Source organism: Chryseobacterium sp. C-71 (assembly GCF_020911865.1).
Lineage (GTDB): Bacteria > Bacteroidota > Bacteroidia > Flavobacteriales > Weeksellaceae > Chryseobacterium.
This window is the reverse complement of the sequence record NZ_CP087131.1, coordinates 2,012,879-2,026,744: the sequence shown is the minus strand read 5'-3', so window position 1 is coordinate 2,026,744 and position 13,866 is coordinate 2,012,879. Positions and strand designations below refer to the sequence as shown.

Genomic DNA, 13,866 nt, shown 5'->3' with positions numbered 1-13,866 from the left:
ATCAAAAATCTATTGATTTTCTTAATAAAACTTAATCCCTTAAATCTTCTTAATGGTTCAAAAAATATTTAATTGTATTTAAAATTTGTTTTAATAACTGAATCTAAGCCAGTTTATTATACTTCTTCATCAAATTCTCATAAGTTCCCTGTGGTAAAATCCATTTCAAAGGAACTCCGATTTTCTGCCCGAATTTACCGAAATAATAATGAGCTTTCCACTTCTTTTTAGTTAAAAGTTGATCTATATATTCTGCAACCACCAAAGGTTCGGTTCCGTCGCCAACGTGAGAATTCATCAAAGCATACACTTTATCAAAAACGTTTTTGTAAGGCTCGGAAACTTTCGTTTTGACTCTGTTTTCAGCAATATTGGTTTTAATATCACCTAAATGAAGCGAACAAACATCAATATTCCAAGGATAAACTTCATATCTCATGGCCTCAGTCACTTTGTCTAAAGCAGATTTTGAAGCCGAATAAAATCCACGGAAAGGCAATCCCATCTCACTTCCGATGCTCGAAACATTAATGATTTTCCCGAATTTATTCTCTCTCATTTTAGGTAAAACAGCACTCATCATTTGAACAGCACCCACCAAATTCAGATTAAATAATTGTAGAATGTCTTCTTTCGTAGAATCTTCTACAGAACCCACCATTCCCATTCCGGCGTTGTTGATTAGAATGTCAATTCTTGTTTCTGTTTTTAAAACTTCAGCAATGGCATTTTGAACGGCGTCATTATCGGTAATATCTGTCGGGATCGACTTGAAATACGGACTCTCGGTAAATTTTCGGCTCAGACCGTAGACTTTATGACCTTTCTTCCCGAAATATTCTGCCAATACGAAACCTATTCCTGAAGAAGTTCCTGTGATGATTATAGTTTTATTCAATTTTTTCTAATTTAAAATGTTAAGCCAATATCTTCTCTTTCAATCATTCCTGTATCTTGCAGATTACAAATACATCCCTCCACAGTTTTATAATTTCCTTTAATACGTGTTTCTTTTGCTTTTTTATTTTTAATAATAATTCCAGCGGTGTAAACTTCACCTTCCGCATGATAGGTTCTGAATAATAAATATTCATATCCATTATTCTTAAATGAAAGATTGTCGATTTCCATTCCGGCATTGTCTTTTCCGCCACCTCGCATATAGGAGTTATAATGAAATTTTTTCCAGCTTTCTTTGGTTCTTTCGGAAGGGAATTCCATTTCAACCTTATTTTTAGTTCCGAAACGGTACTGAATGTATTGATTCTTTTTATCTTTTACCAAAGACATTTTCTTACCATTCTTGGTTTCAAATGAATAAACAACTTCTTCATTTGGCAGAAGATGTTGCGACCAAAATGTAGCCGGAACTAAAAACGTTAAGATGAAGATGTATTTTTTCATGTTAATCTAATTGGTCAAAATTATGTTCAAATCTTCCCAAAACATCGGATAAGATTTTTCCACCACATTTTCCTCTTCAATATTTAATTCTTTAATCAGACAAAACGGTGCAAAACTCATTGCCATTCTGTGATCCTGATACGTTTTAATGGAAATATTTTCTTCTGCTTCATTAAAAGCTAAAGATTTAATAGTTAAATCTGTAATTTCCGTTTCCGTTCCTAATTTTTTCAACTCGTTGTGTAAAGCTAAAAGTCGATCAGTTTCTTTTACTTTTAAAGTTCCCAATCCAGAAATTTCAAACGGGATTTTCAAAGCTGCTGCCGTAACACAAAGGGTTTGTGCGATATCAGGACAATTATTCATATCCAAAACCATCTTTTCAGGGAATTGGAAATTCTCAATAGGTTGAAGGGTCAATTTGTGTTCGTCTTCTGTGAAGCTAGTTTTAATCCCAAAAAACCGTTCATAAATATCAGCAATCGCAGAATCTCCCTGCGTAGATTCTTTGTAAAAACTTTTCAGATGGATTGTTTCTTTTCCAATTGCTGCGAATGAATAGAAGTAAGACGCCGAGCTCCAATCGCTTTCTACTTCGTAATTTATAATTGAAGAATGATTATTGATAAATGATTCAATCTTGATCGTGTTCCTTTCAAAAGTGTTTTTAATTCCGAATTTGGTCAGAATATCCAAAGTCATTTCGATATAAGACCTTGAAGTAACTTCACCAACCAAATTAATTTCCAGACCGTTTTCCAATCTTCCAGCAATCAGTAGGAGAGAAGTAATAAACTGACTTGAAATATTCGCGGGAACATCAACTTTTTTCTCAGTGATTTTTCTTCCCGTAATTTTCAAAGGCGGAAAACCTTGATTTTTTAAATACTCAATTTCAACTCCGAGATTTTGTAAAGCTGTGACCAAATTTTTAATAGGTCGTTCTTTCATTCTTCCCGAACCTGTAAGAATGGTGGTTTTCCCTTCCTGAATTGAATAATATGATGTCAAAAAACGCATTGCGGTTCCAGCGTGGTGAATGTCAACAACTTCTGTGTCTTCCGATAATGCCTTTTTAAGTAATTGTGTATCCTGAGAATTTGATAAATTCCCGATTTTTATGTTTGAAAATAAACTTTCCAAAATCAACAAACGATTCGAAATACTTTTCGAACCGCTGATTTGTATGGCTTTATTTCCGATTAATTTTGATTTTTCTAACTTCATATTCTTAAATGGAAGCTGGAAGTAGGAAGCTGGAAGTTCAAATTTTGTTTTAAACTTCCAGCTTCTGTCATCCTTCTTCCTACATTATTTTAATTTCTCATTATTCTGATGACGATCTTTATCGCGATCAGTTTTCACTTTCATTTTTTTGTCGAAAGCTTCCTGCAGATTGGTTCCGGTTTGGTTGGCAAGACATAAGGTTACAAATAATACATCAGCCAATTCTTCACCCAAATCTTTGGTTTTGTCACTTTCTTTTTCGCTTTGTTCGCCGTATCTTCTTGCAATGATTCTTGCAACTTCTCCTACTTCTTCGGTCAGCATTGCCATATTGGTCAGTTCATTAAAGTAACGAACGCCAATGGTTTTGATCCATTCATCGACTTGCTGCTGCAGATTCGTAATTTCCATTTTAAAAGTTTAAAGAACCAATTTAATTTCAGTAATCAATTATTGATACGCTCCTAAAGTTGGGCTTGTAGTTCTTGTAGCGCCTACAATATCTGTAGGAACGGTTGCTGCAATTGAAAGAGCTCCTTTATTTCTGGCCGGAGAATCTGCTTTTACACGAAGATTCATTTGCGCTGCGAAATAATTCACAAATTTTGGATCTTCATTTTTAAAACTTTGAATAACATTCATCGGATTGTTATCAAATGTAAATCCTGCGCCTGAAGCTCCGGAATATTTTATCGATGAATTTTGAATCAAGTACTGGAATTGCTGCCCTGGTGTCTGCTCAAAATTCACTGAATCATCTCTGTCAGAATAAACGATGCTGTTGAGGATATTTAAATTCTGCAAAGCTCCCTGTTCGGTTTGTCCGTTCTCGTTTTTCCATTCATTGGTGGCGAAAATTCCCATACGGTTAAGAGAACCCATCGTTGCCGAATAATTTGCAATGGTTGCGTGGGTGTACGTGTGGTTTCCACCTTTGAAAATACCGATTGCTGATTCTCCGCAATTATTCATCACCAAATTACTCGCATTTACCGTAGAGGCTACAGCATAAATTCCAAATTCTTGGAAAGTGTGGATGAAAGAATTTTTTATGGTAGCATTTGCCTGTTTCATATCTAAACCTTTCGTTCCTCCAAAAAGTCTAGTGTGATTCATATTCAGAATAGAAGCGGGTTCCATTTTGATAGAATTCCAGTTTCTTGGGATGGTGTCGTAATAAGAATCGTTTCTGTCGCCACGGACGATAATTTGATCGGCTTGAGTTCCGTTCATATTTAATGTTGCACCACCAGAGACTTTCATTCCGCTGTTTTTATGGAAGTAAACTTTGGTTCCTGCCTGAATATCTAAAGTCACATTTTGGTCAACCGTAAGATCGCCATAGATAATTTTAGCTTTATTATTCGTCCAGGTTGTGTGATTAGTCAGGACGTTAGGATTCGAAGGGGTTTGAATGTAGAACTCAGCATCCTGCACCACAGAGAATAAAGTCACGTGCTGCTGCCCAGCCGGACTAGTGAAAAGTACACGATCTTCAGCAATTGCTTCCGGACCTGTTGCCTGAGGAGCAATTTCAACAAAAATAAACAGACTGTCTTTTTTTCTTAAAGGTACATTGGTAAAGTCATGACCTGATTTTCCGTCTACATTGATTTTATATAGAGAAGCAGCACCTTTTTCAAGGTTGATTCTTGGGATCATAACATCTTTATCTTCATTATTGTATATTTTCACAGCATAAGTTTCTGAACGTACCTGATGATAAACGGTATCGCAAAATACAGTGTCTTTTGAAAAACTCAATTCCTGAGACGGTGCGTCAAAAGAAATTTCGTCTTTATTACAAGAAATTGCGAATAGAAGCGTCCAGAAAGAGCAAAACAGTAGTAATTTGAATTTCATTGATAATGAAGTTTTATATAGATTCCAAATTTAACGAAAATACTTTAATTTTCATATGTTGCTATTTATTGTTTTTCTGCCATATGGTATCGCCATGTTTAATATAACAGTTTTTCAACGAATTTATATTGGGCGATTTCTTATCTCTAAAAAATTATTGTACAACTATTTGTATATTATAAAAAATATTGTATTTTTGCAACCTAAAATTTAGCAGAGAAATACCATTACTATTTCGAAAGCAAAACTTTAATTTTTTTAAAAAATTGTATTATGAAAAAAGGAATTCACCCAGAAAATTATAGACTTGTTGTTTTCAAAGATATGAGTAACGACGAGGTATTTGTAGGAAAATCTACTGCTGAAACAAAAGACACTATCGAGCACGAAGGTGTAGAGTACCCATTGATCAAAATGGAAATCTCTTCTAGCTCTCACCCTTTCTACACAGGAAAGACTAAATTAGTTGATACTGCAGGTAGAGTAGACAAGTTCATGAATAAATACAAGAAATTCTCTAAATAATTTTTTGTTTTAAAAATATTTTAAAGTCTTCCAAAATTTTTGGAAGACTTTTTTTGTGATGAATTTATCTGAATCAAAAATTCGGATAGCAAAATTGTTTCAGGATTCGTATTTTTGTACAAAGCAGATGTTAGAATAAAACAGAGTGACTGTAAACTTACAGCTTCCTTCATCCAGCTTCCAACCTATAAAAACCTATTCGAATGCAACTCGTATTTTCAGATGCACAATATTGGGAAGATTTCCTTCCGCTTACTTTTACCCGCCCCGTTGCAGAAATGCGATGCGGAATTTTAACATTCTCCGAAAGGTGGCAGAATATTTTAGATAATACTGATGTTTCCTTTTTTACCGAAAATTATCTTCAGGGAAAATTTAAAAATCCGGAAGATGTTGAAAGTCTTTTTTTGGTAACCAATTTTTTACCAACAGAAACAATCATTCAACAAATAAAAGATTTGAAATTAGGCGAAGCTTTGGTTTATGAAGATGAATTGATCGCTGCAAGAATCAATATGAAAGGTTTTTCTCTAAATCAAATCGAGAAAATGACCGATATCAAAGAAGAATTGATTTTCTTTAAAAAGCCGACTGATCTTTTTACTTATAATGATAAAGCCATCGATTTTGATTTTGAATTATTAACTAAAGGGAAAACTTCTCAGGAATTATCTTCCACTAATGGATTTTTAGGCGATATAAAAGATTTGTTCATCGAAGAAGGAGCGCAAGTTGAATTTTCGACCATCAATACCAAAACCGGAAAAATATATATTGGAAAAAATGCTGAAGTGATGGAAGGTTGCAATCTTCGTGGCCCGATTGCATTGTGTGAAGAATCTAAATTTAATTTAGGAGCAAAAATTTACGGTGCAACTACGATCGGTCCACATTCTAAAGTAGGTGGCGAAGTGAATAACATCATTATTTTCGGATATTCTAATAAAGGTCACGATGGTTTTGTTGGAAATTCCGTGATTGGCGAATGGTGTAATCTGGGTGCAGATACCAATTCTTCTAATCTTAAAAACAATTACGCAAGTGTAAAACTTTGGAACTACAGAACCAAACATTTTGAAGATACAGGTTTGCAGTTTGCAGGCTTAATTATGGGAGATCATTCTAAGACTGCCATCAATACCCAATTAAATACAGGAACGGTTATCGGTGTCGCTGCCAATATTTTCAGATCAGGCTTTGCTCCAAATCTGATTGAAAGTTTTTCCTGGGGTGGATTTAAAGATGATGAAAGATTTAAATTAGACAAAGCCTACGAAGTTGCCGAGAAAGTAATGGCAAGAAGAAAACTGCCTTTAACAGACGATGACAAGGCAATTTTAAAATATATTTTTGACGAATACTAAAACATATAATAATGAAACTTCAAACTTTTTTGAAGTTTTTTTGTTTTACATGTAATATATTTCAGTTTTTAGATGTCTTATTGATAGAAACAAACTTATGACCCAGGAAATTTTCAAGAATACGGTTTTCATTCTCAAAGATGAGATGTATCGTTTTGCGAAAAGATTTGTCATGAGCAGTGATGAGGCAGAAGATGTGGTACAAGATTTAATGATCAAGTTTTGGCAGAAAAAAGAAGAACTTGAAAAATTTGGAAATTTAAAATCCTACGCATTAAAATCTGTAAAAAACGAATGCCTCAATCGATTGAAACACCACGATGTGAAGTTGGGCTTTGCAGATCTGCAGCTTCACCGGTCTGAACTCTACAGTATGGATGTGAATAATCTGAAGGAGCACATTATTGGTTTTATCAATCAGCTTCCTGAAAAACAGAAAATGGTTATCCATTTGAAAGATGTAGAAGAGTATGATGTGTCTGAAATTTCCGAAATGCTGGAAATGGAAGAAAATGCAGTAAGAGTCAATCTTATGCGGGCAAGACAAAAAGTAAAAGAACAAATCTCACAACTGATGAGCTATGAGCAACGATCAATATCAGGATAAATATAAAGAAGTCTTCAATGACTTAAAAGAAGAAAAAATGAACTGGGATTTTGAAGATTTTCTTCAAAAGGCAGAAGGTAATGTCAATGATGAAGCTGAAATTATTCCTATCGGTAAAGGTAAACCGTCATTCCCAAAATGGTTTTGGATGGCAGCAAGCATAGTTTTGCTTTTCAGTGTCGGATTGATTTTTAATGATAATCAAAATGCAGACGTAGAAAATCAGGCACAATTGGTTGAAAACGAAATTCAAAAGCAAAAATCTGATTTTATTAAAGAAAACCATGAGCATCAGACTCAGGTTGCGGTGTTAAGCAACGACTCGATTTCGGGAGAGAAGAAAGATTCTATCTTTCAGGAAGTTTCTTTGGCTGAAGTGGATGTTCTAGATAAAATTCTTTCTAAAAAAAGCAGAATTAAAAAGGAAACAAAGCCGAGATATGTGAACAATTCCGGAGTTAAAAATATAAAAGATTCCACAGGATACAGAGATTCTTATGTTATCGTGAACGGTAAAAGAATCGATAATATGGAAGAAGCTATCAATGTTACAAAATATTCGTTTCAGGTGGTTGCCAACAATATGAATCAGGCTTTGACACAGCCAAAAGTAATGGATAACGTAGAATACTAATAGAACAATCAATATAGATTACGCAACTGATCAGGCGGCTTGTAGTCAACTAAATTTAAATTAAAGTCATGAAAAAAATATTCATCATACTCGCACTCGCTTTTTCACATTTTTTCAATGTGTACGGGCAGAGAGAAAAACTAGACCAGCTTTTCGACAAATATCAGGAAGTGGAAGGGGTAACTTCTATCAAAATTGCAAAACCCATGTTTGGGATGCTAAGCAATCTGAACATTGCAGATTCAGAATTGGATCAGATAAAACCTTTGCTTGCAAAAATCAACGGATTGAAAGTTTTGATTACCGAAAGTTCTGAAGGTGGAAGGTCTCAGAATAATTTGAATCAATTGAATAAAGAAATCTCTTCTTACCTTAAAAACATGAATTACAGCGAAATGATGTCTGTGAAAAATGGAGATAGTAAGATTAAATTTCTGTCATCAGAAGCTAAAAATGGACTTCTTGAAGATATTTTGCTAAGAATAGACAGCGGAAACGGCGAGAATATTCTGGTCATGCTTGATGGGAAACTTTCAATGGATGATGTGAATAAAATTATCAATTCAAGCGAGACAAAAACAAGTTCTACGAGCACCACGACTGTAAAAAACAGTTTTAATTCTGATAATGATTCTTCTTATTTAAATGGGGAAACCAGAAATGTAGGTGAGTTTTCGGGATTAGAAGTAAGTACGGGAGTGGATGTAGTTTTCAAACAGGAAAATGCGACCAATGTAAAAGTATTTGCAGATTCAGACAAGCTTCAATATATTATTACAAAAGTTGAAAACGGCATTTTGAAAGTCTACATCGACAACAAAGGTGCAAAAAAGATGAAATTTAAAAACTTAAGTGTCAACGTTTCTTCGCCAAGAATGGAAAATATAAAAACTTCCTCTGGTGCAAGTTTTTCAACGATCAATAATCTTAACGGGTCAAATATCAATATAGATGCATCATCAGGATCGTCTGTGAAAGGTAAATTTAATATTTCTAAAACGAGTTTTATTGAAGCAAGTTCAGGATCTAATGTAAAAGTTGACATCAATACTGTAAGTATTTCGGTGAAAAGTTCAAGCGGTTCAAATGTTAATGTAGAAGGAAATTCAGACGAAGGGATGATTGATGTGAGTAGCGGAGCGGTTGTAAAAGCAGATAATCTTAGAATAAACAATGCAGAAGTAGAATCTACATCGGGAAGCAGTGCTTCTGTGAATGTGAAAGACAAAATGAGAGTGAAAGCATCTTCAGGAGGATCGGTAAGATACAAAGGAAATCCTAAGATTGATTCTGATGTAAGTAAAATGTCCGGAGGAAGTCTTTCATCAATCAACTAAATACTAAAACCATGAAAATTTTAAAAACAATCTTTATTGCTATTTGTACAATGTTTCTGATGCAGTCATGCATTGTTTCAGAAAAACCAAATATGGCTTTTTTCTCAAAATCAGAATATGATTACAAAGGAGCAAAATTCGTAAGCATCAATGTACCGCTGTTTTTAGCTAAACCTTATATCAAAAAAGCTTTGAGAGAAGAAGGTGACAACGAAGCTGTGATTGCATTGGTGAAAAAAGTTTCTAAAATAAAAGTTCTCACTGTAGAAAACGGAAACAAAAAGATGCTGAAAGATTATGCGAGTTATTTAAATGACAACAATTATGAAGACTGGGCAACCATCAAACACGACGGTAATAACGTCAACATTAGAGTAAAACAAAATGGCGAGTCTATCAAGAATATGCTGATTACTGTAAACTCAGACAAAGATCTTGTCTTTGTGGACGTGAAAGGAAGTTTCACATCGGATGATATCTCTCAGATGATCAGTCATGTTTCAGATAAGTAGAATTCATATTAACTTATTTTTATATTGTAGAAAGTCGTAATCGTTAAGATTGCGACTTTTTTAATAAATATAATTGATTATTAAGTTTTATTTAAACTATTAAAAAGGATTTTCGTATCTCGCTAAAAAGCCTTAATTTTGCAAGAAAGTAAAGATGTCTATTCATAACAAAATTGTAGAGACAGCCATCACTTTCGATGACGTGCTTCTAGTCCCTGCTTATTCTGAAGTTTTACCTAATCAGGTTTCATTAAAATCAAGACTTACCGATAAAATTACGCTTAATGTTCCCATAGTTTCCGCAGCGATGGATACTGTTACAGAAGCTGATTTGGCAATTGCCTTGGCAAGAGTTGGTGGTTTGGGTTTCATTCACAAAAACATGCCGATTGCTGAGCAGGCTGCACAGGTTAACCGTGTAAAACGTTCAGAAAACGGAATGATTTCAGATCCTGTTACGCTTTCAAAAGATCATACTCTAGCTCAGGCTAAAGAAACGATGGCTAAATATAAAATCTCTGGTCTTCCCGTGGTAGATGCAGATAATGTTTTAATTGGGATTATCACCAACAGAGATGTGAAATATCAGGAAAATCTTGATATGAAAGTGGAAGAGATTATGACGAAAGATAAGCTGATTACTTCTGACAAGAGCACAAACCTTGAAAAAGCAAAAGAAATTCTTCTTAAAAACAGAGTTGAAAAACTTCCGATTGTAGATAAAGAATATAAGCTTGTTGGTTTGATTACCATTAAAGATATTGATAATCAGTTAGAATATCCTAACGCAAACAAAGACGAAAACGGTCGTTTAATCGTTGGAGCCGGAGTTGGAGTAGGAGAAGATACAATGGATAGAATCGCTGCATTGGTGAAAGCAGGTGTAGATATTATCGCTATTGATTCTGCGCACGGTCATTCAAAAGGAGTTTTAGACAGAATTTCTGAAATCAGAAAAGCTTATCCTAATTTGGATTTGGTAGGTGGAAATATCGTAACTGCAGATGGTGCAAAAGATTTGATCAAAGCGGGTGCAAACGTTCTTAAAGTAGGTGTTGGCCCTGGATCTATCTGTACAACGAGAGTTGTTGCGGGAGTCGGAGTTCCACAATTATCAGCTATTTATAACGTGTATGAATATGCTAAATCTAAAAATGTAACCGTAATCGCTGATGGAGGTGTTAAGCTTTCCGGTGATATCGTAAAAGCAATAGCAAGTGGAGCAGGAGCTGTAATGGTGGGTTCACTTTTAGCAGGAACGGATGAATCTCCGGGTGAAGAAATCATTTACCAAGGAAGAAAATTCAAAGCTTACCAAGGAATGGGAAGTCTTTCTGCAATGAAAAGAGGTGGTAAAGAAAGATATTTCCAAAGTGAAGCTAAAAAATTCGTACCGGAAGGTATTGAGGGCAGAGTGCCACATAAAGGGAAGTTGGAAGATGTGATTTTCCAATTGACAGGAGGTCTTAGAGCCGGTATGGGTTACTGTGGAGCAAAAGATATTGAAGCTTTACAAAAAGACACCAAAATGGTGATGATCACAGGAAGCGGATTAAAAGAATCTCATCCACATGATGTGATTATTACTCAGGAAGCTCCTAATTATTCTTTGTAATAATCCGAGTTAAAGAAATAATTTTATTTATATAGAATCGGCGGTCGCTTTGCGACCGCCGATTTTTTTAAGGTACATAGTTCACTCTGTGATTGAGTTCTTAAATATGACCTTATTTTTATGATGTTGTTGTAAGGAAACTCACACTTTAGTAAAATAAACTGGCTGAATCTCACTTCTAAGATCTTATTGGCATCTGAAGATTGGTTGTCTGAAAGTCACAAGCTTGTGGTATTTTAAATATGATATTAATTATATATATTTGCAAAAAAAACATGAAAAAATCTTTCCTTTCTTTAGGAATTTTATTAGGAATTCAATTTGGTTTTGCACAGTCTATTGATACTAATTTTGGAAGTAATGGTACTGTAACACATGCCGAAAAAGGTTCTTTTTTCCAGACCACTCTTTTGCCGGATGGGAAAATGATTTTAAGTGGAAGCTATGAAAGCACTACTTCCAAAAAAGCAGTAATTTTAAGATTAAATACTGACGGATCTTTAGATCAAACTTTTGCAACAGCGGGTATTTTTACGATGGATCTTCAGGCAAGTACTGACTATTATGAAGCTTTTTCGAAGGTTTTGGTTCAGAGTGATGGCAAATTATTCTTTGCGTATGGAAACCAACTCGATAATGGTATTGATCCAGAATCTCTTACATTAAATCTTATGAGACTTAATGCTAATGGCACACCAGATACTACGTTCACGAACCCATGGTCTACTACCACTACTGATATTGATAATGCTCCTATTGATTTCAAACTGCTTTCATCAGGAAAATATCTTACCTATGGTCCAAATTACATCATGAGGTTTAATTCAAATGGAAGTCTTGATACAACTTATGGTACAAATGGAATCAGAACAATTACATTTGAGATTAATGAGCTTTTCGTAAGTGGAGATAATGTTTATATTGACGGATACCCAACAAGCAACTCTAATAACAGAACTTTATATAAATTGCTAAACGAAACTACCGGTATTTCGGGTTCTAATAACTATGTAATGGGAAGAGTTTATCAAAATAATTCATCTTTTTACATCGATCAAAATAATTTTAATGTTCACGAATTGCTAAAATTGGATGCTAATCTTGCTCCGGCTGCTGGATTTGGAACTAATGGGAAAGTTTCATTATCATCTCAGCTTTACACCTCTGAAATGCTATTTCAGTCAGGGGGGAGTATTATAATTTATGCTAATGATAATTCTGGTTCACAAACTAACCATACTTTTACAAGATTGAATTTTAATGGTGCTGTCAATACAGGATTTGGACAAGGGGGAACTTTCACAATGACAATCCCTAATTCAGCTGGTTTTCAGCCTTATGCTGAGAATCTCGTACATCCAAACGGGAGTATTTATAATTTGTTTTATGGAAATAATAATACTAATAATATTTTTCTAAAAAAAATTCTCCTTCCAAATGAAGTTCTTGCTCTAAAAGACAATCTTAAGCCAAATGATAAGATAACTATTTTAGAAAATCCGGTAGAAAATATACTAAAACTTTCTGATGATTTAAAAAGTGCCACTATTTATGATGCATCTGGAAAACTTATTATGAATAACCTGAAGGGACGTGAGCATGTAGTAGGTTCACTACCTAAAGGCGTTTACATTATTAATGATAAATCTGATAATGGGCAAGGTAGTAATCTTAAGTTTATAAAAAAATAAGTTTGTATTTATAATAATTTAGAAGGCAAGCAGATGAATTTTTGTTTTCTATTTGAATTTTTTTAAGCTTTTAAAAAAAATATTAAACTATATTTTAAAGCTGTTCAATTAATTGAACAGCTTTTTCTTTTAATATATCAAGCTATTTTGTCTATAAGGATAAAATATTTAGTTTTTTTAATGAATACTTAAAAAAATATTAAAAAAGTATAAAGTATGTAATTAATAGTATTTTAAAAATTTTTTTAAAGATTAACTAGAAATCAAGAAAGTATTACTTTACGGAGCTCTATTATTTTCTATATCCTTAACAGCACAGCAGAAAGAGAGGTTTTACGGTTTTGATCAGACTTTAGAAATTCAGGATAGAAGTAATCCAGGAATGAGACAGGCTTTTGATGACATTGTTAAAAAAAAATCATATTCAAAGGCAAAATAATCAGTCAACAGATTTCGGTAAGGGAATGGTGAACGGAGCCTATGAAATTCCTGTCGTAGTACATGTTGTTTATCCTAACGGAGCTGCAGTTGATAGTGCATATAACAAATCGGATGCACAAGTTCAGGCATGGCTTGATCGTGCAAATCAAATGTATGCAGGTACTTACGCGTGGCCTGCTAGTGGGACTCCCGCTGACTTCGGGACAATCAGCAGTCTTTCCAATCAGATTAGTTTTAGCAAAAAGAGATCCAAACTGTAATGCTACAACAGGTATTGTGAGATATAATAGAGGAACTTTAAGTGGTTATAATACTTATGGGATGGCTTATCAGACGGGAAATGGAGCGAACAGAGCTGCTATTAAAACATTAGCTCCACATTGGCCAGAAGCGTCGTATTTTAATATCTACGTCATCAGTACATTTAACGGAAGTACCACACCTAATGCAGGATTAATGGGATTCGCTGCTTTTCCAAATAATTTCGATTCAAATTATGAATCATTTATGAAAGCTGGCGTGGTGACTAATCCACATGATACGACATTTGCGCACGAATTTGGCCACGCAATGGGGCTATATCTTTTGATGGAGGAGCATATGATGCACTGCCAGGAGATCTAGATTTTTGCCCACCAACTACTGG

The 13,866-nt window shown here is 34.3% G+C and carries 14 protein-coding genes; 9 read left to right on the top strand and 5 right to left on the bottom strand.

Annotated features, from left to right (window positions below):
* Positions 1-103 precede the first annotated feature (103 nt).
* From LNP04_RS09265 to LNP04_RS09245, 5 genes are all read right to left on the bottom strand, one after another.
* Complete coding sequence (locus LNP04_RS09265) at positions 104-898, bottom strand: SDR family oxidoreductase (RefSeq protein ID WP_229986201.1); 795 nt, start codon at positions 896-898, stop codon at positions 104-106.
* 11 nt (positions 899-909) lie between these two features.
* The gene (locus LNP04_RS09260) at positions 910-1,404 is read right to left on the bottom strand and encodes a hypothetical protein (protein ID WP_229986200.1); all 495 of its coding nucleotides are present in this window, start codon (positions 1,402-1,404) and stop codon (positions 910-912) included.
* Positions 1,405-1,410: 6 nt separating this feature from the next.
* Positions 1,411-2,631 (bottom strand): 3-phosphoshikimate 1-carboxyvinyltransferase, encoded by a 1,221-nt coding sequence (locus LNP04_RS09255; protein ID WP_229986199.1) that lies wholly within the window; start codon positions 2,629-2,631, stop codon positions 1,411-1,413.
* 84 nt (positions 2,632-2,715) lie between these two features.
* On the bottom strand, positions 2,716-3,042 hold the full coding sequence (locus tag LNP04_RS09250; RefSeq protein ID WP_229986198.1) for a nucleotide pyrophosphohydrolase: 327 nt from the start codon (positions 3,040-3,042) through the stop codon (positions 2,716-2,718).
* A gap of 39 nt (positions 3,043-3,081) precedes the next feature.
* Positions 3,082-4,494, bottom strand: coding sequence for a hypothetical protein (locus LNP04_RS09245; RefSeq protein ID WP_229986197.1), 1,413 nt, complete (start codon positions 4,492-4,494; stop codon positions 3,082-3,084).
* A gap of 273 nt (positions 4,495-4,767) precedes the next feature.
* On the opposite strand from LNP04_RS09245, the gene LNP04_RS09240 reads away from it, so the two are divergent.
* From LNP04_RS09240 to LNP04_RS09200, 9 genes are all read left to right on the top strand, one after another.
* Positions 4,768-5,019: a type B 50S ribosomal protein L31 gene (locus LNP04_RS09240; protein WP_129535844.1), complete on the top strand. Its 252-nt coding sequence runs from the start codon at positions 4,768-4,770 to the stop codon at positions 5,017-5,019.
* Positions 5,020-5,222: 203 nt separating this feature from the next.
* Positions 5,223-6,383 (top strand): GlmU family protein, encoded by a 1,161-nt coding sequence (locus tag LNP04_RS09235; protein WP_229986196.1) that lies wholly within the window; start codon positions 5,223-5,225, stop codon positions 6,381-6,383.
* Positions 6,384-6,480: 97 nt separating this feature from the next.
* The gene (locus tag LNP04_RS09230) at positions 6,481-6,990 is read left to right on the top strand and encodes an RNA polymerase sigma factor (protein WP_229986195.1); all 510 of its coding nucleotides are present in this window, start codon (positions 6,481-6,483) and stop codon (positions 6,988-6,990) included.
* Positions 6,965-7,624, top strand: a complete 660-nt coding sequence (locus LNP04_RS09225) for a hypothetical protein (RefSeq protein WP_229986194.1) — start codon at positions 6,965-6,967, stop codon at positions 7,622-7,624. The genes LNP04_RS09230 and LNP04_RS09225 overlap by 26 nt, the downstream gene beginning before the upstream one ends.
* 68 nt (positions 7,625-7,692) lie before the next feature.
* Entirely contained in the window at positions 7,693-8,961 is a 1,269-nt protein-coding gene (locus tag LNP04_RS09220; RefSeq protein WP_229986193.1) for a DUF4252 domain-containing protein, read from the top strand.
* Between the two features lie 11 nt (positions 8,962-8,972).
* Complete coding sequence (locus LNP04_RS09215) at positions 8,973-9,473, top strand: DUF4252 domain-containing protein (RefSeq protein WP_229986192.1); 501 nt, start codon at positions 8,973-8,975, stop codon at positions 9,471-9,473.
* 154 nt (positions 9,474-9,627) lie between these two features.
* Complete coding sequence (gene guaB, locus LNP04_RS09210; RefSeq protein WP_229986191.1) at positions 9,628-11,088, top strand: IMP dehydrogenase; 1,461 nt, start codon at positions 9,628-9,630, stop codon at positions 11,086-11,088.
* A gap of 275 nt (positions 11,089-11,363) precedes the next feature.
* The gene (locus LNP04_RS09205; protein ID WP_229986190.1) at positions 11,364-12,779 is read left to right on the top strand and encodes a T9SS type A sorting domain-containing protein; all 1,416 of its coding nucleotides are present in this window, start codon (positions 11,364-11,366) and stop codon (positions 12,777-12,779) included.
* Between the two features lie 594 nt (positions 12,780-13,373).
* Positions 13,374-13,844 (top strand): hypothetical protein, encoded by a 471-nt coding sequence (locus LNP04_RS09200; RefSeq protein WP_229986189.1) that lies wholly within the window; start codon positions 13,374-13,376, stop codon positions 13,842-13,844.
* Positions 13,845-13,866: the final 22 nt, after the last annotated feature.

Excerpts from the sequence above, each read along its gene's own strand:
- LNP04_RS09260 (WP_229986200.1), bottom strand. The coding sequence starts at position 1,404 with ATGAAAAAATACATCTTCATCTTAACGTTTTTAGTTCCGGCTACATTT.
- LNP04_RS09255 (WP_229986199.1), bottom strand. The coding sequence starts at position 2,631 with ATGAAGTTAGAAAAATCAAAATTAATCGGAAATAAAGCCATACAAATC.
- LNP04_RS09250 (WP_229986198.1), bottom strand. The coding sequence starts at position 3,042 with ATGGAAATTACGAATCTGCAGCAGCAAGTCGATGAATGGATCAAAACC.
- LNP04_RS09245 (WP_229986197.1), bottom strand. The coding sequence starts at position 4,494 with ATGAAATTCAAATTACTACTGTTTTGCTCTTTCTGGACGCTTCTATTC.
- LNP04_RS09240 (WP_129535844.1), top strand. The coding sequence starts at position 4,768 with ATGAAAAAAGGAATTCACCCAGAAAATTATAGACTTGTTGTTTTCAAA.
- LNP04_RS09235 (WP_229986196.1), top strand. The coding sequence starts at position 5,223 with ATGCAACTCGTATTTTCAGATGCACAATATTGGGAAGATTTCCTTCCG.
- LNP04_RS09230 (WP_229986195.1), top strand. The coding sequence starts at position 6,481 with ATGACCCAGGAAATTTTCAAGAATACGGTTTTCATTCTCAAAGATGAG.
- LNP04_RS09225 (WP_229986194.1), top strand. The coding sequence starts at position 6,965 with ATGAGCAACGATCAATATCAGGATAAATATAAAGAAGTCTTCAATGAC.
- LNP04_RS09220 (WP_229986193.1), top strand. The coding sequence starts at position 7,693 with ATGAAAAAAATATTCATCATACTCGCACTCGCTTTTTCACATTTTTTC.
- LNP04_RS09215 (WP_229986192.1), top strand. The coding sequence starts at position 8,973 with ATGAAAATTTTAAAAACAATCTTTATTGCTATTTGTACAATGTTTCTG.
- guaB (WP_229986191.1), top strand. The coding sequence starts at position 9,628 with ATGTCTATTCATAACAAAATTGTAGAGACAGCCATCACTTTCGATGAC.
- LNP04_RS09205 (WP_229986190.1), top strand. The coding sequence starts at position 11,364 with ATGAAAAAATCTTTCCTTTCTTTAGGAATTTTATTAGGAATTCAATTT.
- LNP04_RS09200 (WP_229986189.1), top strand. The coding sequence starts at position 13,374 with ATGCAGGTACTTACGCGTGGCCTGCTAGTGGGACTCCCGCTGACTTCG.